Source organism: Acinetobacter sp. TGL-Y2 (genome assembly GCF_001612555.1).
Lineage (GTDB): Bacteria > Pseudomonadota > Gammaproteobacteria > Pseudomonadales > Moraxellaceae > Acinetobacter.
This window is the reverse complement of record NZ_CP015110.1, coordinates 1046050-1070780: the sequence shown is the minus strand read 5'-3', so window position 1 is coordinate 1070780 and position 24731 is coordinate 1046050. Positions and strand designations below refer to the sequence as shown.

Genomic DNA, 24731 nt, shown 5'->3' with positions numbered 1-24731 from the left:
ATCTGCATTAAAATGCGATAACCTGCCTTCGCATAAATTTTATTTAATGGACCACTTTCAAAAGTTTCGATCTAAAGATGGCTTCAGGGGCAATGACCGTTTCATTTAACGGCACTTGATTGCCATAACGCTGTTTCATTAATTTTTTTACTTGTGGCGCGGACAAATCAAAGTGTTGAAGTTTTTGCAGCGGTGCCAGTTGAATATTGAGTGCCTCGTAATAGGCTTTCCAGACAATCTCAGAACAATAAATCGCATCATTGCCCCAACCAAAATAAAGATCATAAGGCTTGGTTAAATGCTTTTCTGCCGACTGAACCAAGCGCTGCTGTTGTTGTACTGATAAGCGCTTGTGATAACGCTTAACCACATAAGCCTGGTTAAGCCCGCGCCCAATCCACTGCTTTAACGGTGTGTATTGAACAGGTTGAATGGCCTCTAACACATAAAACTGATGATTCTTCTGTACGATCATGCCCATGTGACTATAGGCAGAGTGCGTCGCTTTTTGAATCACGATACTTTGCGCAGATTTAGAGGTATGAAAAATGATGTCGCCTGTTTGAAAATCTTTGGCAAGCAAATGTGACGAAAACAAGTAACTCAAAATCAGAGGAAGTAATCGATTTATAATCTTCATTGTTCAAATCGCCATCTTATTTTTATTCTCTTTTCTTATATGCTATTAAATGGTTTGAGATGAGGATCAGAATCTTCATTGAATTGATCCCCACATTTTAAAACTTAAGCATTTTCAAAATTTAAGCACTTTTACGCGAATTCACTTTACCTTGAATAATCGCTTTAATATTGCCTTTGGCATAGTTTAAAAATACCTTAAAAGGTGAAAGTTTTGGATTGGGGGCTTTACCTTCACCAATGGCTTTGAACTGCGCCGCATACCATATAATTTCCATGATCGCCATTTTATCGACAAAAGGAATACCGGTTTTAATGGGATTGACCGCATATCGAACATCGTAGCCTGCAATCAAACGATCGGTTAAATCGGTTTCAACCGCGAGGGGTCGTGCCAGTCCGATAAAGTCACAGGCTCCACTTTCAAGCGCATCGTTCATGCCCTTTACGGTACGAAAACCACCTGTTACCATCAGTTTACAGTTCACTTCTTTACGAATATTTTCTGCAAAATCTAGAAAATAAGCTTCACGCGCAATCGTGCTTTGCTTGATGTGTTTGGACTTCGCTCCTGCCATTGCAGGGGCTTCATAACTACCACCCGAAATTTCAATCAGGTCAATTCCCGCCTGATCAATGGCTTTGAAAACAGAAATGACTTCTTGCTCAGTAATACCACCCTTTTGGAAATCAGCCGAGTTGAGTTTGACTGAAATAATAAAATGATCGGATGTTGCTGCGCGTACTGCTTTATAAATTTCAAGTAAGAAGCGCGTGCGATTTTCAATCGATCCGCCCCATTGGTCTTGACGTTTATTGGTCAGTGGCGATAAAAATTCGCTAATGAGGTAACCATGGGCACCATGCAGTTGTACCCCTTCAAAACCAGCCTTTTCACAAATGGCTGCCGAGGTGGCAAAGCGCTGGATAATATCTAAAATTTCATCTTCATGCAGTTCACGCGGGGTTGCGAATGTGGTGGCAAGCATCGGACTAAACGCTACAGCTGATGGCGCAACCGTTTCTCGGTTTAAACCTTTGGGACACTGACGACCCGGATGAGACAATTGAATTAATTGCACCATACCGTATTTCTTTCCAATCTCCGCCCATTGCTTTAACTCCGCTAAATCGCGTTCAGTTTCAAGCACCACCACGCCCGGTTCATTCTTGGCACGATAGTCCACCATCACGTTGCCGGTAATTGCACAGCCTAGTCCACCTTTGGCCCAAGCCTCATATAAACCCAAATGTAGGTGATTGGGTTCACCTGCTGTATTGGCCAGAGCTTCACTCATTGCGCCTTTAATAATACGATTTTTAAATACGGTATTACGGATTTGAATCTGCTGTGCAATTTGACTCATGAAAATGATCTCTTATTTTATTAATACGGCATGAAGATGAGTAATCCTGAGCACTCAGTGTAAAATTGACAATGCTTAATGTCAAATTAACCCTGTGACCTCTGCGCTCAGTATTGACTGGCTTCAATCAAGGCTTTGGTATAATCGTGCTGTGGGGCGTTAAATAAATTTTCTGTGTCTTGAAATTCGATTAACTCCGCATTTCTGAGCACCAAAACTTTTTGGCATAACGCTCTAACCACTTGCAAATCATGACTGATGAATAAATAACTTATCTCCTCATCGCGCTGTAATTGACGCAGCAGTTGTACAATCGCGCGTTGAGTACTTCGGTCTAATGCTGACGTCGGTTCATCCAAAATCATGAGTTTCGGTCGTAAAATTAACGCGCGCGCCAGTGCCACACGTTGACGTTGCCCACCTGAAAGCTCATGTGGATAACGCGCTGCAAATACAACAGGCAACTCCACTTTGATCAGCGCTTCATCTATACGCTGTTTCATCTCTTGCTGTGAAATTTTTCGAAGCCCTAAGCCCTCTCCGATGATTTGTGCCACATTCATGCGTGGATTCAGACTACTAAATGGATCTTGAAAAACCATTTGAAAATCACTGCGTAAGGGTCGCAGTTTTGATTCATTTAAACAGTTTAAATCATTGCCCAGCAAAATAATTTTTCCATCACTTTGAATGAGTCGTGCCAATGCAAGCGCCAAGGAGGTTTTACCTGAACCACTTTCCCCCACAACACCAACCGATTCACCTTGATGAAGATTGAAATCTAAAGGTGCGACCGCAGTAAAATACTCCCGAACCCGATTAAACAGTCCAGTCTTGATCGGAAACTTGACCGAGACTTGATTGACCTCTAACAGTGTTTTTTGGTCTATAGTGATCTTATTGGCAACACCAAAGTCATGATCCAGTAAATGCTGGGTATACGCAGATTTCGGATTAAGGAAAAGCGCATTCACATCACCCTGTTCAACTACCTCACCTTGCTTCATGACCACAACATGATCGGCATAGCGTCTAACCAAATTCAAATCATGACTGATTAAAATCATGGCCATATTTCGTTTCTGAATTAAACGTTTTAATAGAGTCAAGACTTGGGCTTGTAAGGTAACATCTAAGGCCGTGGTCGGTTCATCCGCAATCAGCACATCAGGATCAAGTGCCAATGCCGCAGCAATCATCACACGTTGGCGCTGTCCCCCAGAAAGTTCATGTGGGTAACGCTTAAGTTTATCCTCAGCTTGTTGGATGCCGACATCTTGGAGTAATTGAAGGATGCGTTGCTGGACATCTTGCTTTGAATGGCCTTGCAAAAGAAGTGCTTCACCTATAATTTTTTCAACGCGATGCAGCGGATTCAATGCGGTCATCGGTTCTTGAAAAATCATGGCAATTTTCTGACCACGGATTTGACGCAGTTGCATGTCACTCAACTTAAGCAAATCTTGCTGTTGAAAGATGGCTTGACCTTGCACCTTTAAAGTGTCAGGTAATAAACCCAAGAGTGCCAAACTACTGATTGATTTTCCTGAACCGCTTTCACCGACAATGGCCAAAGTTTGACCGGCATCTAAGTCAAAGCTTAAATCCTCAACCAAAATCTGTTCAGTTGACTGAATTTTGAGCTTCTCAACATGCAGTAATGGCACTCGCTGATCCTGATTCTGAGTTTCATGCTTAATGGCGTCTGGGATCGAATGCATCGCGTGTCGCCTCCCCAATATAAATGAGTAATGATAAGACCAGTGCCAAAGTAAAAAAGCCTGATAACGCCAACCACGGTGCAGTTAAATTATTTTTACCTTGCAGCAACAACTCGCCCAAAGATGCAGCGTCAGGAGGCAAGCCATAACCTAGAAAATCCAGTGCCGTCAGTGCGGTAATATTCGCAGTCAACATAAAAGGCAGTTGTGATAAGGTCGAGCTCATGGCATTGGGTAAAATATGCCGAAACATGATAGTACTGTCTTTGACACCCAGTGCCCGTGCTGCGCGCACATAATCAAGATTTCTGGCCCTTAAAAACTCAGCGCGAATTAGTCCGACCAGCGCTGTCCAACCAAACAACAGCATAATCAAAAATAACCAATAGACGCTCGGTGTAAACATGCTGACCAAAATCATCACCATGAACAGCATGGGTAAACCGCCCCACACATCCAAGATTCGCTGACCTATTAAGTCAATCCAACCGCCGTAATAGCCTTGTAGCGCACCCACCACGATGCCAATTACTGACGCAAACAAGGTTAAAGCCAATCCAAACAGTAACGACACTCTTAACCCATATAAAACCCGAGCCATGACATCACGACCTTGGTCATCTGTACCCAGCCAATTTTGTCGTGTGGGTGGAGATGGAACAGGTTCGGCCAATTCAAAATTTGGGGTTTGGTAGGAATATTTAATCATGGGCCATACTGACCAGCCTTTGTCATCAATCATGGCTTTGACAGCGGGGTCTTTGTAATCAGTTTCAGTTTCAAACACCCCACCAAAAGTGGTTTCGGGATAGGCTTTAAAGACGGGGAAATACAAATGTTGCTCATATTTGACTACTAATGGTTTTTCATTGGCAATCAGCTCTGAGCACAGTGCCACCACAAAAATCAGCATGAATAAAATAAAACAGACAAAACCCAATTTATTGTTTTTAAAGCGTCGAATACGCGCCTGCATGATCGGAGACATTATTTTGCTCCTCGCGCATCGAAGTTTATTCGCGGATCTATGATTTGATAAAGTACATCGCTAATCAAACGTAAAACCAGACCCAACAAGGTAAAAATAAATAAGGTTCCAAAAATCACTGGATAATCCCGTTGCTGAATCGCGTCAAAACCCAATAAACCTAAGCCATCCAAATTGAAAATAATTTCAATAAATAGATTTCCCACAAAGAAAATACCCACTAATGCTTCGGGCAAACCCGCAATCACAATCAGCATGGCATTTCGAAACACATGCCCATACAGTACCCGATTTTCACTGAGCCCTTTGGCACGTGCAGCAAGCACGTACTGTTTATTCATCTCTTCCATAAAGGAATATTTGGTCAAATAGGTCAGACTGGCAAAACCACCCAGCACAATCGCAAGCAAGGGCAATGCCATATGCCAAAAGTAGTCTTTGATTTTGTCAACAAAGTTTAAACTGGCGAAGTTTTCAGAGAACAATCCTTGTAGCGGAAACCATTGAAAATAAGAACCACCTGCAAAGAACACGATCAATAAAATTGCAAAGACAAATGAGGGTACCGCATAGCCTATGGCCAAGAGCAGTGAAGTCGATTTATCGAAGAACATGCCGTGCTGTTTGGCTTTTTTAATCCCCAGCGGAATCGAGACCCAATAAATCAACAAGGTGCTCCAAAGTCCCAGTGAAATCGTCACGGGCATTTTTTCCCAAAGCAGCTGGGTCACAGGTTTGTCTTTAAAAAAGCTCGTGCCAAAATCAAAACTCAAATATCCCTTGAGCATGATCCAAAAGCGCACATGCGCGGGTTGGTCAAAACCATATTGGGCTTCAATTTTTGCGACCATCTCTTCACTTAAACCGCGTGCGCCTTGGTACTTGCCGGCTTGGGCAGAAGCAGAGGCTATTTCCCCGCTCCCTGTAGCAGCACCCACACCTTGAAAAGATTCAGCTTGCTGAATGGCTTGCTCAACAGGGCCGCCTGGCGCCAATTGAATCACCACGAAATTGATCAACAAAATCAGAAATAAGGTGGGAATAATCAGCAGTAAGCGCTTGAGAATGTATAGGCCCATATCTACAAAATTCCTTTTGGCAGTAGATTTATTTTTGTCTGACGTTATCTTTATCTTAAGTACAGATTATTTTAAATACTGTGCAACTTTTTGAGCTTGTTGTGGATTGACCCACCAATAATCTAATCCTAACGAAAGTCTAGGCTTAAGAGCAGGTTGTTGATACATATTCCAATACGCAAACCAATCTTGATCATTGCCATAGGTCAGAATTTGATAATATCCCGCGCGAAGCAAGCGATCCAAAACCTTGGTTCTGATGATCAGCTGCTCACGATTCGTTGCTCGAATCAGCTTTTGAATGGCATCATCTATGACAGGATCTTTAATCCCAGAAAAATTATAATTACCCACTTCATCTGCGGCCTGACTACTCCACATTTGCGCCTGTTCATTGCCTGGGGTTAAAGACTGTGGCATTACTAATGTGGTCATATCAAAGTCCGAACGGCGCATACGCTCCATATATTGCGGTACATCGACCTGACGAATATTAACCGTAATACCCAGTTTTTTTAAGTTTCGAATATAAGGCATTAATGTGCGCTGCAAACCATCTTGATGAATCAGAAATTCAATCTTAATGGGTTTGTTTTTGTGATCGACCAATACACCATTTTGATATTTAAAACCTGCTCTTAATAAAATAGCACGTGCAGACAATAAGCTTTGACGGTTAAATCCACTGGCATCAGATTTTGGATAGCGCCAGTTCGCAAGCACCCCTTGGCGCTGGGTCTGATTTAACTTGGGTAAATACGATTTTAATATTGCTAGCTCCGCCACACTGGGTGGACCTTTAGCTTCGAGTTCACTGAATTGAAAATGGCTTTGCAGTCTTTGACGCTGTCCATAAAATAAAGCTTTATTTAACCATTCAAAATCATAAGCATAGGTCAATGCTTGCCGAAAATGAATATTATTAAACGGTGCTCTACGTGTATTAAAAACAAAACTTTGCGTGGGTGCTGGGTTTTCAGTTTTAGAAATATATTTTTTAACCATGTCAGCTTTGATCGCAGGAAAGTCATATTCAGTGACCCATGTTCTAGCTTTATTTTCTTGATGCAAGGTGTACTGGCCTGACTTAAAGCCTTCAAAAGCTATATCTAAATTTCGATAATATACATATTTGATGGTGTTGAAATTATAGCGTCCACGGTTCACGGCTAAATCTTTGCCCCAATAATGTGGATTTCGCTTGTAACGAATACTGCGCCCTGCATCAATCTGATCAATGACATACGGTCCTGAGCCCAAGATCGGTTGCATGGTCACTTTTGTAAAATCTTTATTGTGCCAATCTGCCTTAGAGTAAATCGGCATCTGCGCCAAAATCAAAGGCATTTCGGCATTGTTGTCTGACTTAAAACTCATTTTGACATCAAACTTAGACAGCACTTCTATTTTGTCTAAATCTGACAAATACATCTGTAACCCAGGATTACTTTTGCTCAGATAGGTGTCAAAGGTGAATTTGACATCATGCGCTGTAAGCGGCGTGCCATTACTAAATTTGGCTTTTGGGTTGAGATGAAAAATAACATAACGGGTCTGATTAGGATCAAAGCTGACTTTTTCAGCCAGTAAAGGATACATGACACTGGGTTCATCCAATGAACTGTCCATTAAGGTATCAAACAGATAATTTGAGCCTTCAACAGCACTGCCTTTACCATTCATACTATTGAGATTGTCAAAGGTGCCATTTCCAGCAGAACTAATCATGCCACCTTTGGGAGCTTGGACATTGGCATAGGGCATAGATTTGGCATAGGCATATTTGGGTGTGGTATGAATCGCAATATACGGCGTGGTTTCAACTTTGGCTAAAACCCCACCACTCATCATCCACATCCCCAGCACAAAACCACATGATTTTGCATACGCAAATTGATCCTGCATCTCTTATGCCTATTCCTTTGTTGCTTATGCAAACTACAGATTTGGAACTTTGATCGTATCACCTATTTTCAATGGCGCATTCGGTTTTAGATCATTCATATCTGCCAATTGGTTGCTGTCTATCCCATAACGACTGGCTAAACGAATCAGAGAGTCACCACTTTTGACACGGTACTCACTAATGGTTTTTGGCACGCGAATCGTTTGACCGCGCTGTAAGCCTGAACGTGGCGTGAGATCATTTAAATCTGCCAGTTCTTTCACACTTAAACCCAAACGAGATGCAATCACATTTAAAGAATCTCCCGCTTTAACCGTGTAAGCTTCTGTATTTTTAGTACCGATACTTTTCACAGATGAAGTCGAGCTCGAAGTGTCTTTTACTCTATCTTTGCTAAGTTCACCATCAATTTTTAAGCGTTGTCCTACACGTATACCTGCGGTACGCGACAAATCATTCAGCTCTGCAAGATAACTCAATTGCAATTTGTATTTGCGTGCAACACTGGCAAGCGTTTCGCCTGACGCCACCACATGAATGTCTGACACTGAGTTAGCGGTTTGCGCTGTATCTTTAACCGAATCTTTAACTGAATATTTGACGGGGTTCGATGCTTTTACTTCAGATTCACCTGAAAGCTTGAGCTTCTGACCCACAAACAAACCTGCAGAGGTACTTAAACCATTCAAACTTGCGATTTCATTCACCGACAAATTGTATTTTCCTGCCACGGCATTCAAGCTATCACCAGACTGTACGGTATAAATACTCGGTGTAGTTACGCCAGCCGGAATTTGAATACTCTGCCCCATGATTAAACCTTTATTGACTGACAATGCATTCAGTTCAGCCAGTTCGCTCAAGGTCATTTTAGACTTCATTGCGATGCTATATAGCGTATCACCACGTTCGACTTTATAGCTTTCGGTTTTAATGTCACTCTTTGCTTTGCTGATGCTTGCGGCAGCTTTGAGTGTTTGAGGAGAGTCATCAACCTTGGTATTTATTTCTGCAAATGGAACATTGATTCTTTGCCCCACCATTAAAAAACTGTCCGATTTTAGTTCGGGCGTTAAAGCTGCCAATTCTTGATTGGACAGCGCATAACGATCTGCAATGAGCTTCAAATACTCACCACGTTTCACAGTATACACTTTGGTTTTAATTTTAGCGGTTGTCTTGGTTTCTGCTTTTTTCTCAGAATTTTTAGCACCTGTGTCAATCAAAGATAACTTTTGACCGACAAACAAATTACTGTTGGTGCTTAAATTATTCATCTCTGCCAGTTGTTGAATCGAGAGATTAAACTGATCCGCGACACCGCTTAAACTGTCATTCGGCTTGACCAGATAAGTAGTCTGCTTTAGATCAGGCTGTTTGTTTTCAATCTTTTTATCTGCAACAGGTTTTGCATCATACAAATATAAGCTTGTGCCCACAAAAAGCGTTGAGTTTGGATCAACCTGATTCCACTTCGCGATATCACGCCAGTTCAAGCCATTTTTGATGGCAATTACAGCCAGTGTGTCGCCGGGTAATATCAGATAAGTACTACGTTTACCTTTCGGTGGCACAACCACCACTTCACTTTCTGTCTTAGAAAATGATTTATCTTTGTTACGCTGCGCTTCATCTGATGATACTGAAGTGTTATCTGCAACCGACTTTGGATAAGCAAAGCCAACTTTAACCTCTTGACCTTTTTGCGATGCTACCGACTGACTGGTTTGAATAGCAGTCAGTTTGATTTTACCATCGAGCGGATCGACGATTTCTGTGCCTTGTGGTGCTAGAGCAGTAATTTCTCTGACCACCTCTTCTTTTTCAGCTTGAGTCGCTTCCGGCTCAGTCACACTATTTAGTGATTTTTGCGCGGTTAGCGTCTCTTCTGGAGTCAAACTGGCTAAAACTTGGGCACGCTCTTGCTCAGTAAGTTTAGGCTCTGTGGTTATAGGCTTCACATTGACAGCAGGCGTTACTGCGACAGGAATACGCGGTGCGCTTGGTACAGCAGCAGAAGAAGCAAATGCGGCTAATGCATTTGAACCGACGGGAGTTCTGCCTTTATTTGTCGTACTTGATGTTGTATTTGGCTGTGTGACCGCTGCTTGAAGTGCTGCAGTACTTGGTTTAACTGTAGTCGTTGTATTTTTTGAGTTATTTAACGCGGGAGGCGTAGTGGTAAGTACCCTTGGCGCGGTATAACTTGGTGTAGTTGAACTGGTTAAAGGACTTGATGTATTACTTGACGAACCTGAAGACGTTGTACCACCTGCCCAATAGCTACTAGAGCTCGGTTTTAAGGCTTTAATTTTTGCATCTACGGTTGGATTTAAATCCGCAGGAATCAAAATACGTAATGGGCTTTGTGCATCGACCACTTCACCTCGATGCCCAGGATTCAACTGATAAAGCTCAGCACGACTCAAACCTGTAATCGAGGCAATTTGATTTAAAGACGCACCTACCGGTACAGAAATTTCTCTAAAATGCGGACGGTTGGCAATTGGCGGTAAATTGACCCCATATTTTTGCGGAGATTTAATAATTTGTGCAACAGCCAAGAACCGGGGCACATAATTCATGGTTTCTTGTGGAAGTTTCAAAGACCAATAATCAGTCGGCAAACCCGCCGCTTTGTTACGGTTAATCGCCTGTTGAATACGTCCTGGCCCCGCATTATATGCTGCAAGTGCCAGCTCCCACGAACCAAACTGATTATATAAACTGCCCAAGAACTCATAGGCTGCACGCGTCGACTCGACCACATCACGGCGCCCGTCATAAAGACTGGTTTGTCTTAAACCATAAATTTTACCCGTGCTTGGAATAAACTGCCACATCCCTGCCGCAGCTGCGGTACTAGTCGCTGCTGGATCGTATGAGCTTTCAATGACAGGCAGCAGTGCAATTTCCGTTGGCATGCCACGGCGTTCAGCTTCTTTTACCGTATGATACAAATAACGCGATGCACGCGCACTTAAACGATCCAAATATGGCTGACGAGTAATGAACCAACTGCGCTGTGCTTCAATACGCGGATCCCACTTGGTTTCATCCATTTTAAAACCAACCGTCATCCGCTTCCAGACATCACCATGCTTTAAAATAAGCAGACGATCCCCTTCAACTGCGCGCATATCTGTTGCAGAAAGCAAATCTTCCAAAGAATCTAAACTGTTGGCATCGAGCATACCCAGTTGCTTAGAATTTTGGGTTTTGGCTGAAGACGGCGTAGAGGTACACCCCGTAGTCAAACCGATTCCCGCCACAGCAGAAGTGATTACAGATAATTTAAATAAAAAAGATGCAGATGGCTGCCACACTGCTGTGGTTGGTTTAAACATACAAATTCCGAACAACGTATAATAGATTTATTTTATAAAAGACATTCTAGAGGAGAGTCCCATCGAGACAAGCCTCTAAATGAGTAGTATTTGCATATAAATGTTACAAGAAATTAAAAAAAATCGAGTTATAGCACTGATATTACCGATTTGCGTATACAATAAATTCTTAGAACTTGTTGTTCAACTTTAATTTAAATTTTATTGGTTCAAACTATGTCGCAAATTACGCTTTATGTAGATGGTGCATGCCGTGGAAACCCGGGTTTAGGCGGTTGGGGTGCATATGTCATTACAGAAAATGGCGAGCATAAGTTATTTGGTGGAGAACCCAACACCACCAATAATCGAATGGAGTTGAGTGCAGCCATTGAAGGGATCGCCTTTTGCCCCATCGATGCCAAAATTGTCATTTGGACTGATTCTATTTATGTGAAACGCGGTATTACCGAGTGGATTCAAGGCTGGAAAAAGAAAAACTGGAAAGACGTTAAAAACCCTGATCTTTGGAAAAAGCTCGATGCCACCTGTCAAAACCGTGAAATTGAATGGAATTGGATTAAAGGTCATTCTGGACATCCGGGCAATGAAATGGCAGATCACCTTGCCAATTTAGGCGCAGATCAAACTGCTGAACGTCTTAAAACTGGTGAAACTCACATTCAAGCTGCTGCTACAGCAAAAATCACACAAGATGCTAAAAAAAAAGTAGATAAAGACTGGCTACTCGACGACCCTTTCGGTTTTGATCTGATGGAGGAGACTGAAGAGCTGGGCATTGAAGTAGAAGTAGAAAATAGCGAGCCAGATACTTCAGTTGAATCCGCAATCAACAATGCATCATTAGCGACTGAAGCCGTTATAACAAATTCAATGAATAATGAAGTTCAAATGACGAATGAGGTTGTTATTGATCAAGACCATTTAGCGTCAGAGAATTCAGCGTCAGAGCATTCTACTGAAAATCAGCTTGAGCAGAGTGCGGATCATCTCGTTAATCAGCACCCACACATTGTCATTACACCCGCAAAATTAAAACTGCAAGGTCCGCGTCAACTGATTTTAGATACAGAAACCACAGGTTTTTATTATCAAGACAGTGACCGCATCATTGAAGTGGGTGCGCTGGAAATGATCAACCGTAAACTGACGGGAAGCTCCATTCATATTTATATCAACCCGAAAAAACCAGTCGGTGATTCTGAAAATGTGCATGGTATTTCAGATGACTTCCTAAAAGATAAACCGGTCTATGCTGAAATTGCAGATGTGCTTTTTGATTATCTAAAAGGTGCGGAAATCATTGCGCATAACGCCAGCTTTGATATGAACTTCTTAGACATGGAGTTTAAACGTGCAGGCTATAAAGCACTCTCTGACGTCTGTACAGTCACTGATACCCTCGCTATGGCCAAAGCCAAACATCCGGGTCAGAAAAACTCACTCGATGCATTGGTTCGACGTTATGAAGTACCTCAGCGCGATCGTACCTTCCATGGTGCTTTACTCGATGCCGAAATTTTAGCAGACGTCTATCTATTCATGACCGGTGGTCAAGTTTCATTTGACATGGATGCCTTGTCCTCTCATCAAAATGAAAACCGATCTACGCGTCAAAAAATCGAGATTGATTTGCCCGTTATTTGGGCATCCCAAGAAGAGCTTGAACAACATGAGAACTGGGTCAAACAATATCAAGAAAAAAAAGGTGAGCCTTGTCTTTTTGCAAAATAAATCGCTGTTTCATTTTGATATTTTTTGTAAAGACAGATCAGTTCAGTTATATTGAATTATACAAAAAATGAGCCTCTCTTTGAGGGGCTAGATCGGAACATTTATAGACCTAGGAAAGGTGCAGATCAATGTCTTACCAAACCTCAATTCATTTCGACCCTACGGCACTTTTAATCATAAAAAAAGAAGTTGATAACTCAATACAACAAGTAGAAACAGCAGTCAGTAGCTTAGTTGAAGACCAGAGTTTACCGTTTGGCATAGATGATACTTTAATTCAATTTGAACAATGCGCCCAAGTGTTGTTACTCATTGATATGCCACAGTTATCTCAACTGATTCAATACTGTGCAGATATCATGCGCAAAATCATGCAAAATCCTGAGCATATTGTCACTCAAGATGTCGTCGCTTTAAGTGAAGGCACGACCATGCTTAAACGCTATATTGAATTTATTTGCTTACGTGAAGTGCGTGTGCCACAGTTTTTATTAGACACCTTAAATAATCTTGAAATTGCACTGGGCAAACCGTTGACTCAAGAAGGTCAAGCCATTGTATCTTCGCTTGAATGTATCGAACCAACGTTCAACATTCCTGCCGCGCCTGAACTTGAAAAATCGATTTATATACATAAGCTGTATAAAATTTGCCTCAATAAATTACTCAATCAGAATGAAACAGTGCTTGATTTGCAAGGGATCAAACTGGTTGGCACCTATATGTCTAACCTTGCACAAAATACCCCAAGCCAGCAATATTGGAGTTTGGTGCACGTCGCATTTAATCAAATTGAACGTTTGGCGCTGAGTGATACTCGCCTGAGAACATTGATTGGCGTTGAATCGAATATTGCACAGTTCTTTGAAGCACTCGAGAGCTTCAGCGCACCCATGATTGATCTTGCCAATGTTTTAGGCGTATGTATCAGTCAAGAGGATGCGATTTCACAGCATATTCGTGAACAACTCAATATCGGTGAAGACATCTTGACCGATACTCAATTGCAAATTTTCAGTCGTCATTTGTTCGGACCTGATTTTGAAACTGTACATGCAGTGAGCAAGCTCATTACTGAGGAAATGACTCAAATTCGTAATGATATTGAGTTCAACTACAAAAATATGTCCCTGGAAAAAACCGCTGAACTTAAAGACAAATTATTTAATTTGGCCAATGTCTTCAAAGTGATGAACCTGAATGAAGCTTATGTTGAGTTAAAATTACAAGCGGAAAATTTATCTCAAGACAATATGCAAAATAACCCGCAGTTTGCACAGCAACTGATGAACAGTATTTTGTCTGCCATGAACTCAATTGGGATTTTGGAACGGAATTTTACATCCAGTCGCCTACAACTGCGCGTCAACAATATGCAAATTTCGCTTGATCGTTTAGATGAAGCACATGAAGTATTACTGAGTGAAACCAAAGCATTGGTTGAGCTGAGCAGTCAAACTTTAGTTGAGTATTTGCAAGACCCTCAAGCGACCAGTTTAGAAGGCTTACCGGCACAATTAAAAGAAATCAGTGGCGCGCTGTTGTTCTTAAATGCCAAAGACGGTCAAGTGGCACTCCTGAATAGTCAGGCTTTCTTAAATGTTGAGATCAGTAAAGAGCGCCGCCTAAACAAACAACAGGTTGAAAAATTACTGGATGTTTTAGCCAGCGCAGAAATGCTGATTGAAAATTTACAAAACAAACAGCCAATTTTAAAATCGATGTTTGATATCGCACTCAACAGCAGCCAAGACCTTAAAGCGATTGCATAATGACTGAACTATCACTGGCTTATATTTTCAAACAACAGCAACTTTTGGTCGATGAACACTTTCAACTTCCGCAAGTTGAAAAGTTAAACAGTGATATAAGTTTTTATTCAAGCGATCAAGTGATAGCTCGTGATCTACATATCGAAGAAGCCATTCCAGAGGGTTATCAACTGGTACCTATTCGACAGCTGATTTCTCAGTGGTCACGGGTTCAGTTTGAACAAGCCAGTCGCGCGGTTCAGCTCTTAGAATGGCGCCGTAATCATAAGTTCTGCAGTCACTGCGGTACAGAAACAGAGGCACATGCATCCCAATATGCGATGATTTGTCCAGCATGTAATTATCATCAATACCCACGTGTTCAGCCTTGCGTCATCACCATAATTACACGTGGCAAGGATGAGATCCTACTCGCCAAGAATGCAAAGAATCAATCTAAAATGTACGGTCTGATTGCAGGTTTTGTCGAAGTGGGTGAAACGCTGGAACAAGCAGTTGAGCGCGAGACCATGGAAGAAATTGGTTTAAATCTGACCAATATTCAATATTTGGCCAGTCAACCGTGGCCCTTCCCGAGCAATCTGATGATCGCCTTTAAAGCCGAGTACGCTTCAGGTGATATTGTGCTTCAACAGGATGAAATCAGCGATGCCCAATTCTTTAAATTTGATGCGCTGCCTGAAATTCCTTTTGCAGGCAGTATTGCGCATGCCATGATTCAACATGTGATTCACAACACACCTATGCCAGATTAAGAATTGATTGACAGTCTTGCAGGATATTTGTTGTCGTAAACAAATATTTCTAATCCTGCATTGAGCGCTCTAAAGCATTTAAAATCTGTTGGCGTGTTTCATAAAAACGACTAAATAAGCTCGATACACTGCCCATAATCGTAATATGTCCAGTGTTTGGAATATTGATCACTTCACAATGATTGCCCTGCGAATGCAACTGCGCGCATAAATCTAAGCTATTGCTGTGTTTTACAATTTGGTCATTTTCAGCAATCAGTAAATAATGCTGGATATGATTTTTTTCAACAAAATAATAAGGCATGACCTGATCATAGGGAATCAATTGATCAAATGCATGTTGTGCCAAAGGATCATCTTTATAATCAAAGTGATAAGGACCAGAAATCCCTATTATTGTTCTAATATTTTGTTTCAGCTTTAACTGGTACACACTTGGATGATAAATCAGAGAAGCGATATTAAATGCCCCTGCTGAATGCCCCATAAGTGCAATTTTATCTGTAGAGATACCCAGTTTTGCTTGGTGTTGTTCCAAGAAATCCAGTGCTTCAGCCAAGTCATCGACATAGCGCGGAAAGATAAACTCAGGTGCCAAATGATAATTCAGTACAGCCACATCATAACCATAGCGGCTAAAGGCTTCACCGACAAACACATAGGTATCTTTGTCACCACGACTCCAAGCACCGCCATGTACAAATAAGATCAAACCCTTAGTGCCTTCTTGATTGGAGACATACAGATCTAAACGTTGGCGCGGTTTGATCCCGTAGGCGAGATTCTTCTGCACACTATAGCCTTTTTTGGGGGTTAAACCATTAATCGCATACCCACCGAGGTTATAAGGTCTAAAGACTTTCAATTGACTTTGTAATCGTGTAAATCTGTTGCTTAGATGCTGTCGTGCACCTTGCATTTTATTGCTGAATTGTGGCATTTGGCTCTGGATTATCCGTATCAATGGCTACAGGAGTTTCATCAGTAGGAAGGTTACCATTCGCATTTCCATTACCCACCATTGGGCTGCTAAATGAAGACGGCTGAACACCAAGCTGGGTATTTTGCTGTTCCACGTTATCGATTAAGGTCACAATTTTGGTGACATTGCCCACTTTTTGGAGCACATCATTTAAGTCATTTTCTTCGGCATTGTTTAAACGCCCCATGACATACAATACGCCATCTTCCGTATGCACCAGCAGTTTACTGTCAGACACCACCGGCGCTTTCATAATTAAACCGCGCGTGTTGGCAGTCGTGGTTGCGTCTTGCATAATTGCGCCATAACCAATTTGTGGACCGATCGTGATGTAGTTATGAATGGTTTTCACATCACTCATCGCACGCACATTGTCTTCAGCCAACTGTTTTAAGTGCGCGTCAGGGACTTGCCCGGTCAGCAAAACATTACTGTGAAAACTATTGACGTTGACACGAGACTGTTTAAAACGCGCATCCAATTTATATAAGTTAATTTTTGCTGTGCGTTCAATGGAAGAGTCAATAAATACTTGACCGAGTGAGCGTACACCACTGGAAACTCCAACAGGTTCTGCACCCGTTCCACTGGAAATAAAACTTGCACAGCCCGACAGGCTTGCGACACACATCATCGTTATTACAATACGGCTCAACACGCAGTAAGTCTCCTCATGAAACTCAATATTCTTTACTTTTAAAAGGCTTAGGAAGAATCTTTACAGATTAATCAAGTCTGCATCTATTGTAAATGCATTTTCAATCCACTGCTGATCATACTGCATATTGGAAAAATTATGCTGTAGATTTTTTGCAATTTCTTGTTGAAAATCAAAACAAATTACATCAAAACGATAATAGAAACTTTCAAAGTCTACGTGATCTTGTATATATTGCAGGGCAGTTTTATAGATTTTCAATTGTTTACGTGGCGTCACCACCTCAAACGCTTGTCCCCACTCGGTTGCTGAACGGGCTTTGACTTCGACAAAAATAATCTCTTGCGCTTGTACCGCAATCACATCAATTTCACCAAAACGTGAATGAAAGTTTTGGGCCACCACAGTAAACCCAGCCGCCTGAATCATTTGGCAGGCTTGCTCTTCAGCCCATTGACCCAAAGCCTGAGTGTGTGATTGTGCTGGCATCCGTTGCTCTCACTGTTGATGGTTAATGGCTGATGATTGCTTGGTCGAGTGTTTATTTATTTTAAAGCAGTCAGATCGTGGTCTTTAGCGGGGCACGACTGGTGAGGTCATGTCACCCTTCAACTTTTATAATATGCTTAACCCGCTGCGCTTTTTTTCAAAACATTGGGGCATCCGCTCTACTCGATTGCTGCTGATATTGATCTTTCCTGTACGACCACTAAAGCTTACATTTTTAACTTTCGGGTTGAGTACAAATTGTTCTGCAATATGCCAAGCATCGCCACCGAACGCATAAAGTCGTTGATATGGCATTGTGGTTGGATTGTTTTGATAAACACTAACCACATCATTCCACTGCCCCAAATAGACCGCAGGCACGTCGCAGAATTTTAAACCGTTTGGAATCGGCTGACTGTCTTCGATTGAAATGGCTTGTGCATACATCGAGTGCGAGGGTTTGTTTTTCAGTTTATTTAGCCATGCATTTCCGCCCAAAAGCAGCACCCCTTGTTTATTTTTTAGACGTGGGATGGCACCTACAATCGAAACATTGCCTTGGAATTTTTTATATAGGGCGTTAACAAAATTCAGTGAATCATTTTCTGTGCCCGGCTCTCGAAGCACAAAAATATCCTGAATTTGATCTTTTTTAAGCACACCAAGCAGCGCGGTCGCATCCTCATCTTTAGATAGACTGTATTGCCAAACATTAGCATGTTGTTGACTGACTTCGTTTAACGCCAAAACAGGAATTTTAGGATTTTCTAAAATTAAACGCTCTACTTCATTACGTGCCAAAGGCCCAATCACCATCTGTGTGGTTTTAGTCACATGGGTTTTTAAAAGACTTTTGATGTTTTTCTGATCTGAATTGACAAATTTCAACTGAATATTGGCTTTTGAGGCCTGATGCGCTGCATCAATACCCAGTTTAATGCTGTTGCCTGCTCGCGCCATAGGCCCAGATTCAGGTAAAATAACCAATACTTCTGCGTGGGCGTGGAATATGCTTCCGATCAAGCCAGCGCAAATCATCCCTTTTATGAAATTCAATTTATCCACCATGGAGAAAACCTATGAGTGCTCAGTTATTTGTTGTAGCGACCCCAATTGGGCACTTAGACGATATGACTTTTCGTGCTATTGATGTTTTAAAGTCAGTTTCTATCATTGCAGCAGAAGACACACGTCAATCTGCGCTTTTATTAAAACACTATAATATCTCAACTCCATTGACTGCGTGCCACGATCACAATGAAAGTAACAAAATTGATATAATTATTGAAAAACTTAAAAATGGTGACAATGTTGCCCTTGTGAGCGATGCAGGCACCCCTTTAATTTCAGACCCTGGTTTTAAATTGGTTCGAGCTGCACAAGAGCATGGTATTCGTGTAATCCCTGTGCCGGGTGCATGTGCAGCCATTGCAGCACTTAGTTCAGTCGGTTTACCGAGTGACCATTTTAGTTTTGAAGGTTTCTTGTCTTCTAAGCAATCACAGCGTTTGATTCAACTGGAGAAACTCAAATCGCGTACCCACACCATGATTATCTATGAAGCGCCGCATCGTATTTTAGATTCAGTGACAGATATGGCAAATGTCTTTGGTGCAGATCGCGCCGTGGGTTTTGCCCGTGAAATCACCAAGACTTTTGAAACCATCAAAAAAATGACTTTGGGTGAACTAAAAAGCTTTATCGAAAGTGATCGCAATCAGCAAAAAGGCGAAATTGTTTTGGTCATTGCGGGTGTGACTGAAGAAAAAGACATGGCGCAAGAAGAGTTAGACAAGTTATTACTTCGTTTGCTTGAAGATTTATCTGTGAAAGCTGCATCACAATTGGCAGCCGACTTAACAGGTATTAAGAAAAAAGTGGCCTATCAACGTGCTTTAGAACTGACCGACAAAGTTTAAAGCCCAAATAATGTATAGCTTAACTGAATTAATCTGAATTGATCTGATCAACTCTTTTGCACAGATTCAAAAAAACACCACGTTTTCGCGTGGTGTTTTTTATGCTCAAATCCTTAATCTCGGGCACTTTCATCTGGCGGTACTTCTTTAATCTGTCCACCACGCGCTAAAAATGCAGCAATTTCATCTTCTAAAGCTTGACGCTGTTTTAATTTCGCTGTGATCGTTAACGTTTCTGCTTCAGCAACATCGGCATCAGACACGGTTGAATCGCTGACAGTCGCGCCTTTTTCAGCAGCTTGTGACTCATCATCATCAACAACGCTATCTTCATTATCATCGAAATCATTTGAATCTGTCATGTTAAACTCCCCATCAATGACATGAAAAATAACCCATTAAAATAAGGTCTGATTTAATGAGAAATGTAGCAAGCTCTTTGTTTTAAAACTAGAGTGTAGCGCCCTCAAAAAGTATCTTTTTTAATCAAATTGGTAAAAAAGTATTAATGTTTGATTGAAAATTAACAGATTCAACCACTATGTGCATATCGGGTGTTTTTCAAAACAGCTAAACCATTGGCTTGTTGCATAAATCTCGATTTAAGCAGTGGTTGATTTTCCACCTGCTTTAAACCTGCATTTCTTGCCCAAACCACAGGGAAAAGCTCACTCGTTTCCAGCCAACCAATGGCAGACATACTATGCATCATGGCTTCATTTTGAATTTTGCGTTGATGTTCATAACGCTTTAAGGTCTGCGCATTTGCCCACACCCCACGCTCAAGATCGTGCAATAAAACATCACACAAAATGGCAGCATCTAAACACCCAATATTCACCCCTTGTCCTGCAAGCGGATGAATCACATGCGCCGCATCGCCAATCAGCGCTAGACCTTCTGTAACATAGCGCTGAGCGGCACGTGCTTTAAGCGGGAATTTTGCCCTCGGTGTTGCAGCCACCACTTCTCCCAACATGTGATGACTTTCACGCGTTAATAACGCTGTAAACTCAGCATCATCCAAATTGGCATATTCTTCAGCATAGTCATCTGGCAATGTCCAAACAATCGACTGCCAATGTCCATCTTGAGCCTGATCTAGGCTTGCCATGGGTAAATAGGCCAAAGGACCTGTGGGTAGAAAGATTTGTCTTGCCACATGCTTATGTGGCTGAGTCGTTTGAATCGCACAAGTTAAACCAGCTTGTTTGTAATCCAGTACATCAACATCAATATACGCTTGCTCACGGACAAATGAATTTGCCCCATCTGCACCAATTAACAGCTTGGTTTTTAATGTTGTTCCATCTGCAAGCTTAACAATCCAACAGTTCACCGCTTTTTCAACGCGAATCACTTTGACCTGTGTTCGATAATCTTTCACAACCATCAGCATGTGCTGCTGAATGGCTAAGTTCAAAATACTTGGTTCCACCATCGAACCGAGACACTGCTCTGCGCTGGGTGCAGTTTTTGATTCCTGACCAAAATTGATTTCACCGTAGCCATTTTTATTCCACACTTGCATGCCTGTATAAGGCATCTGGCGTGCAATTTTTTCCCAAACATTGACTTTCTTCAGCAAATGAATGGTTGCTTGGCTTAAGGCCAATACGCGCGGATTGGTCGCTTTTAAAACAGCTGATTCATCTAAAATAGGAGCAGCATCTAACACCATTGCTTGTACGCCACCTTGTGCCAATAACAGTGCCGTCAAACCACCCACCAAACCACCGCCAATGATGATGACTTCTTTCATTTGTTCTAATTCGTCTGTCATGATTTGAGCCCCATTGCATAGTTTGCAATCAAAGGTTTGATGCCTGGAATATTTTCAAAACACATCAAGCCAGTATTACGTATGACTTTTAAAAATGGGTTTTGATTACTAAAACCACGAACCACCGAATCACAGAATTTAATCACGCGCTGTTGATCTTTTAAGCGTGCTTTTTCATAGGCTTGGAGAATCTCTTTTTCACCTAAGTCAGCACCTTTTGCACGTTGATCAGCCAAGTAACGTACCAATACATGCGCATCACGCATACATAAGTTAAAACCCTGACCCGCAACAGGATGAATGGTATGTGCAGCATTGCCCATCAGCACCACACGTCCAATGGCTTGTTTTTCTGCTAAAACCTGCGACAGTGGAAAACTAAATCGTTTGCCTGTTTTTTGGAATTTACCTGCACGATCACCATAGGTTTCTTGCAAGGCATCTAAGAAATGTTGGTCATTTTCTTCACCGAGCCATTCACTTTGAGTTCCTTTAGGCACTGGCCAAACCACTGAACGGCGGTATTCACCAGGTAATGGTAAAAGTGCAAGCGGTCCTAATGGACTAAAACGTTCAAAACCGACATGTTCATGTGGCTTTGAAGTTTGAACAGTGGTCACAATCGCGACTTGATCATAATCGTGTTCTGATGCACCGATACCCAGCGCTTTACGACAAAAAGAATCTCGACCATCGGCGGCGATTACCAATTTGGTTTGTAATTCGAGCTTTTGACCCTCTCGAACGGCTTCAATGAATGCGAAATCTTCATTTTGAGTCAGCGATGTGACTTGTACACCATCAATGAGTTCTATTTGAGATTGTTTTTGAACTTCTGCAAGCAGTACTCGACCGAGCCAAGCATTTTCAATCACTTGTCCAAAACTTTCGACTTTTTCTTGCACAGCTTTTAGACGTGCCTTACCAAAACTGCCTTGTTCGGTAATATTCACTTCTAAAATGGGTGTTGCATGCCGTTGTAATGCATCCCACAGTCCAAGTTCTTGATAAATTTGTACTGTACGGCGAGACAACGCGCTGTTTCTTGCATCGAAAGTCGAATGGTAAGGTGCAAGATGTTCATCATCATAATCTGGGTATTTGATCGCTTCGAGGAGTTTCACTTGAATATTAGTTTTACTGAGCATCAGTGCCAAACTGAGTCCAACCATTCCACCGCCAACGATGATGACCTCTTGTTGCATGCTTACTTCCTTATCTGTTGTATTCGATTCTAGCTGTCGAAATACTGAAAACCTGTATTGGTTTTATCTTACATCAAGGCTTGGATTTTTTATAATGGATTCGTGAAAGCAACATCACTTGTTCATTACTGTGGGATTTCAATCATAAGAATCTGCAATGCATATGAGATATTTTTTAAAGAACTAATCATATAGAACGCTAAAAAATACAATGCACACAATTCACACAATTCACACAATTCACACAATTCACACAATTAATGAAAAACTGGCTTAAATATTCAAGCTACGTTATTGATCAGTGATTAATAAGTTACTGAGTAGAAGAGAGATCAAACAAAAGACCATATGAGCCATACTGTTTAACAGTATTGATTTGAAGAAGCTTTAACTGATCAAGGTTAAAGCTTCTATTTGTTGAGTTTATTTTAGCTTGTTTTTAGCTTAGTTACCTCGATAGGTCGAATAGCCATAAGGACTGATCAATAAAGGAATATGGTAATGCTTCACCGAACCATCGGTTTGAAAAATGACTGGCACTTCTGGAAAGAAAGACGTTTGATTATTTTGCTTAAACCAGTCTCCGGTCTTAAAGGTGACTTTATATAGCTGGATTTAAATTTTAAGCTACATTGCCTTCAAGCCTAAATCGAGCGCTTCTTCTATGTTTTTGTCAAAACGGACAGCGATACTTTTAACTTTGGATTTTAGCACTGACCATGCTTTTTCAATTGGATTTAAATCTGGACTGTAAGCAGGCAAGTACATGATTCTACAGTTAAAGTCTTTGGCTAGTTTTTTGATATCTCCGTTCTTATGAATCGAAGCGTTATCTAGAATCAGCAGATGTCTTTTGGTCTTATCTTGATTATCTTTGGTTAAATTTTCAAGTAGATATCTCAACCATCCCGTGAACATTGCTCGATCGCATGAACCTTGAAAAATCAAAGGGTAAAGGAACTGATACGCTGAATTAGACCTCACAGCACTGATGATACTTAATCTTTTACCATGACCACCCAATTTTAAAGCAGCGCAACGACTGCCTAGTTTAGACCAACCATATTGCGCTGTATCTGTGGTGTTTATCCCAGACTCATCAATATAAAGAATCTGATCTTCCCCAAACGCCTCTTTCCATTGCGGAAGAAACCAGTTGAATACAGCCCTTGTTATTTTGTCGGCTTGCTTATAGAGAAAACTCTTTTTTTACGTGTCCAACCAAGTCTATGAATGGCTTTTAACAGGGTTGAGTAAAGGATTGGATACCCAAACTTTTGTTCAAATAAAGGGATGAGATCTTTCACTTGAGAAAATTCAGTAGTTTCAATAAAGTGTTTGAAAGCATCCATATCCTTGATTTTAGTGGGTCGACCTGCATTGATTTTAGGCTGTTTCAATTCTCCAGTGGTGTTTTGAAGAAGAATCCAATCATCCAAAGTGGTTCTAGATATTTTAAAGGTTTTACATGTATATGATTTGTGATTATTTTCTTCATAAAACTGCATGACTTTTTCACGTAAATCCACTGAATATACTTTAGGCATGATCTTGAACAAATTAATTTTTTATCATTGTATCCCAAAATAAGATTGCAGCTATATATCTTGTTATCAAAACTTCGATTTTCTGGAAATAATGCGGTTACACGACCTTGCTCATTGGTTTCAGCTTCTGCAATCTGTGTCCACTTGCCATTGTTTTGCTCTTCTAAGGTCACTTTGACTTCAACTGAAGGTAATCCATTTTCTAAGTTAAGCACATGTACGCTTAAAGGGTTTTGCGCCATGACGCCACTTGAAATCAATACACTACCCGCGAATAAAAACAACTTGTTCATATAATCATCCTGCATGAAATTGAATTAGATTTGTTTGAGTGTGATTTCCACACCGTGTTGTGCACATTGATCATCCTGAATTGAACCGCCTGCCCCCGCTACACCAACCGCACCAAGGAGCTGAGTTTTATAAACAACGGGTACCCCGCCGCCTAAAAGTAATAATTCAGGTATGCTGGTTAAATTCTGTGAATCAACATTATTTTGCGCATTGCGCATAAATTGTAAGGTGCTAACTTTGCTTGAATATGCAGTAAAAGCTTTCCTTTGCGCTGCAATTAAATTATGTATACCCACGGTTTCATGCCGTTGACTTGCCAGCACATTGCCTCCCTGATCAAGAACCACCACAGCGGCAGGTTTTGCACTTTCGGTGCAAGTTTGCATAACATTTATGGCCAGTTGATTGGCAAGCTTCAAATCCATGACATAGCCAGTTTTAGGCGCGCCATAGCTCATAGAACTCAATAAAACAATAGGAACACAGAGCAATTTTTTAATCATTTCGGTGATGCCAAATGAAAAGTTAACTTAGCTTAGCGAAGAT

The 24731-nt window shown here is 41.3% G+C and carries 21 protein-coding genes and 2 pseudogenes; 4 read left to right on the top strand and 19 right to left on the bottom strand.

Going from position 1 to position 24731, the window contains the following annotated elements:
• Positions 1-43: 43 nt before the first annotated feature.
• The 7 genes from AMD27_RS04960 to AMD27_RS04930 form a co-directional block, all read right to left on the bottom strand.
• The gene (locus tag AMD27_RS04960) at positions 44-640 is read right to left on the bottom strand and encodes a YiiX family permuted papain-like enzyme (protein WP_067657157.1); all 597 of its coding nucleotides are present in this window, start codon (positions 638-640) and stop codon (positions 44-46) included.
• 121 nt (positions 641-761) lie between these two features.
• Positions 762-2006 carry an NADH:flavin oxidoreductase/NADH oxidase family protein gene (locus tag AMD27_RS04955; RefSeq protein ID WP_067657155.1) on the bottom strand — a complete coding sequence of 415 codons (1245 nt, stop codon included), beginning with the start codon at positions 2004-2006 and terminating at the stop codon, positions 762-764.
• 107 nt (positions 2007-2113) lie between these two features.
• Entirely contained in the window at positions 2114-3727 is a 1614-nt protein-coding gene (locus AMD27_RS04950; protein ID WP_067657152.1) for an ABC transporter ATP-binding protein, read from the bottom strand.
• Complete coding sequence (locus AMD27_RS04945) at positions 3702-4715, bottom strand: ABC transporter permease (RefSeq protein WP_067657149.1); 1014 nt, start codon at positions 4713-4715, stop codon at positions 3702-3704. Before AMD27_RS04945 ends, AMD27_RS04950 begins: the two co-directional genes overlap by 26 nt.
• Complete coding sequence (locus AMD27_RS04940; RefSeq protein ID WP_067657146.1) at positions 4715-5794, bottom strand: microcin C ABC transporter permease YejB; 1080 nt, start codon at positions 5792-5794, stop codon at positions 4715-4717. The genes AMD27_RS04945 and AMD27_RS04940 overlap by 1 nt, the downstream gene beginning before the upstream one ends.
• 66 nt (positions 5795-5860) lie before the next feature.
• Positions 5861-7699, bottom strand: a complete 1839-nt coding sequence (locus tag AMD27_RS04935) for an extracellular solute-binding protein (protein WP_067657143.1) — start codon at positions 7697-7699, stop codon at positions 5861-5863.
• Positions 7700-7732: 33 nt separating this feature from the next.
• Entirely contained in the window at positions 7733-11047 is a 3315-nt protein-coding gene (locus AMD27_RS04930; RefSeq protein ID WP_067657140.1) for a LysM peptidoglycan-binding domain-containing protein, read from the bottom strand.
• A gap of 216 nt (positions 11048-11263) precedes the next feature.
• On the opposite strand from AMD27_RS04930, the gene dnaQ reads away from it, so the two are divergent.
• The 3 genes from dnaQ (at position 11264) to nudC (ending at position 15308) form a co-directional block, all read left to right on the top strand.
• Entirely contained in the window at positions 11264-12781 is a 1518-nt protein-coding gene (gene dnaQ / locus AMD27_RS04925; protein ID WP_067657137.1) for a DNA polymerase III subunit epsilon, read from the top strand.
• A 128-nt stretch (positions 12782-12909) separates the two neighbouring features.
• Positions 12910-14553 carry a chemotaxis protein gene (locus AMD27_RS04920; protein WP_067657134.1) on the top strand — a complete coding sequence of 548 codons (1644 nt, stop codon included), beginning with the start codon at positions 12910-12912 and terminating at the stop codon, positions 14551-14553.
• The gene (nudC, locus tag AMD27_RS04915) at positions 14553-15308 is read left to right on the top strand and encodes an NAD(+) diphosphatase (RefSeq protein ID WP_067657131.1); all 756 of its coding nucleotides are present in this window, start codon (positions 14553-14555) and stop codon (positions 15306-15308) included. Before AMD27_RS04920 ends, nudC begins: the two co-directional genes overlap by 1 nt.
• A gap of 49 nt (positions 15309-15357) precedes the next feature.
• On the opposite strand, the gene AMD27_RS04910 is transcribed toward nudC, so the two are convergent.
• The 4 genes from AMD27_RS04910 to AMD27_RS04895 form a co-directional block, all read right to left on the bottom strand.
• A complete protein-coding gene (locus AMD27_RS04910; protein ID WP_067657128.1) occupies positions 15358-16248 on the bottom strand; it encodes an alpha/beta hydrolase in 891 nt (296 codons plus the stop codon).
• The gene (locus AMD27_RS04905; RefSeq protein ID WP_067657125.1) at positions 16229-16948 is read right to left on the bottom strand and encodes a BON domain-containing protein; all 720 of its coding nucleotides are present in this window, start codon (positions 16946-16948) and stop codon (positions 16229-16231) included. Before AMD27_RS04905 ends, AMD27_RS04910 begins: the two co-directional genes overlap by 20 nt.
• 60 nt (positions 16949-17008) lie before the next feature.
• Positions 17009-17437 (bottom strand): YraN family protein, encoded by a 429-nt coding sequence (locus AMD27_RS04900; RefSeq protein ID WP_067657122.1) that lies wholly within the window; start codon positions 17435-17437, stop codon positions 17009-17011.
• Positions 17438-17563: 126 nt separating this feature from the next.
• Positions 17564-18493 (bottom strand): penicillin-binding protein activator, encoded by a 930-nt coding sequence (locus AMD27_RS04895; protein WP_416202804.1) that lies wholly within the window; start codon positions 18491-18493, stop codon positions 17564-17566.
• Positions 18494-18516: 23 nt separating this feature from the next.
• On the opposite strand from AMD27_RS04895, the gene rsmI reads away from it, so the two are divergent.
• Entirely contained in the window at positions 18517-19356 is an 840-nt protein-coding gene (gene rsmI / locus AMD27_RS04890; protein WP_067657119.1) for a 16S rRNA (cytidine(1402)-2'-O)-methyltransferase, read from the top strand.
• Positions 19357-19469: 113 nt separating this feature from the next.
• Here the strand turns inward: rsmI and AMD27_RS04885 are convergent, their stop codons facing one another.
• The 8 genes and pseudogenes from AMD27_RS04885 to AMD27_RS04855 form a co-directional block, all read right to left on the bottom strand.
• On the bottom strand, positions 19470-19718 hold the full coding sequence (locus tag AMD27_RS04885; RefSeq protein WP_067657116.1) for a hypothetical protein: 249 nt from the start codon (positions 19716-19718) through the stop codon (positions 19470-19472).
• Positions 19719-19888: 170 nt separating this feature from the next.
• Positions 19889-21118: an FAD-dependent monooxygenase gene (locus AMD27_RS04880; RefSeq protein ID WP_416202812.1), complete on the bottom strand. Its 1230-nt coding sequence runs from the start codon at positions 21116-21118 to the stop codon at positions 19889-19891.
• A gap of 17 nt (positions 21119-21135) precedes the next feature.
• Positions 21136-22344 carry a 2-octaprenyl-6-methoxyphenyl hydroxylase gene (gene ubiH, locus AMD27_RS04875; RefSeq protein ID WP_067657109.1) on the bottom strand — a complete coding sequence of 403 codons (1209 nt, stop codon included), beginning with the start codon at positions 22342-22344 and terminating at the stop codon, positions 21136-21138.
• Positions 22345-22788: 444 nt separating this feature from the next.
• A pseudogene (locus AMD27_RS18005) lies at positions 22789-22953 on the bottom strand (hydroxyisourate hydrolase); the annotation flags it as partial.
• Positions 22954-22971: 18 nt separating this feature from the next.
• Positions 22972-23520 carry an IS630 family transposase gene (locus tag AMD27_RS18000; protein ID WP_081405914.1) on the bottom strand — a complete coding sequence of 183 codons (549 nt, stop codon included), beginning with the start codon at positions 23518-23520 and terminating at the stop codon, positions 22972-22974.
• Complete coding sequence (locus tag AMD27_RS04865) at positions 23517-23891, bottom strand: IS630 transposase-related protein (RefSeq protein WP_067655598.1); 375 nt, start codon at positions 23889-23891, stop codon at positions 23517-23519. Before AMD27_RS04865 ends, AMD27_RS18000 begins: the two co-directional genes overlap by 4 nt.
• A gap of 50 nt (positions 23892-23941) precedes the next feature.
• Positions 23942-24133 (bottom strand): annotated as a pseudogene (locus AMD27_RS19270) (hydroxyisourate hydrolase); the annotation flags it as partial.
• A gap of 75 nt (positions 24134-24208) precedes the next feature.
• Positions 24209-24688 (bottom strand): GlcG/HbpS family heme-binding protein, encoded by a 480-nt coding sequence (locus AMD27_RS04855; RefSeq protein WP_067657106.1) that lies wholly within the window; start codon positions 24686-24688, stop codon positions 24209-24211.
• Between the last annotated feature and the right edge of the window lie 43 nt (positions 24689-24731).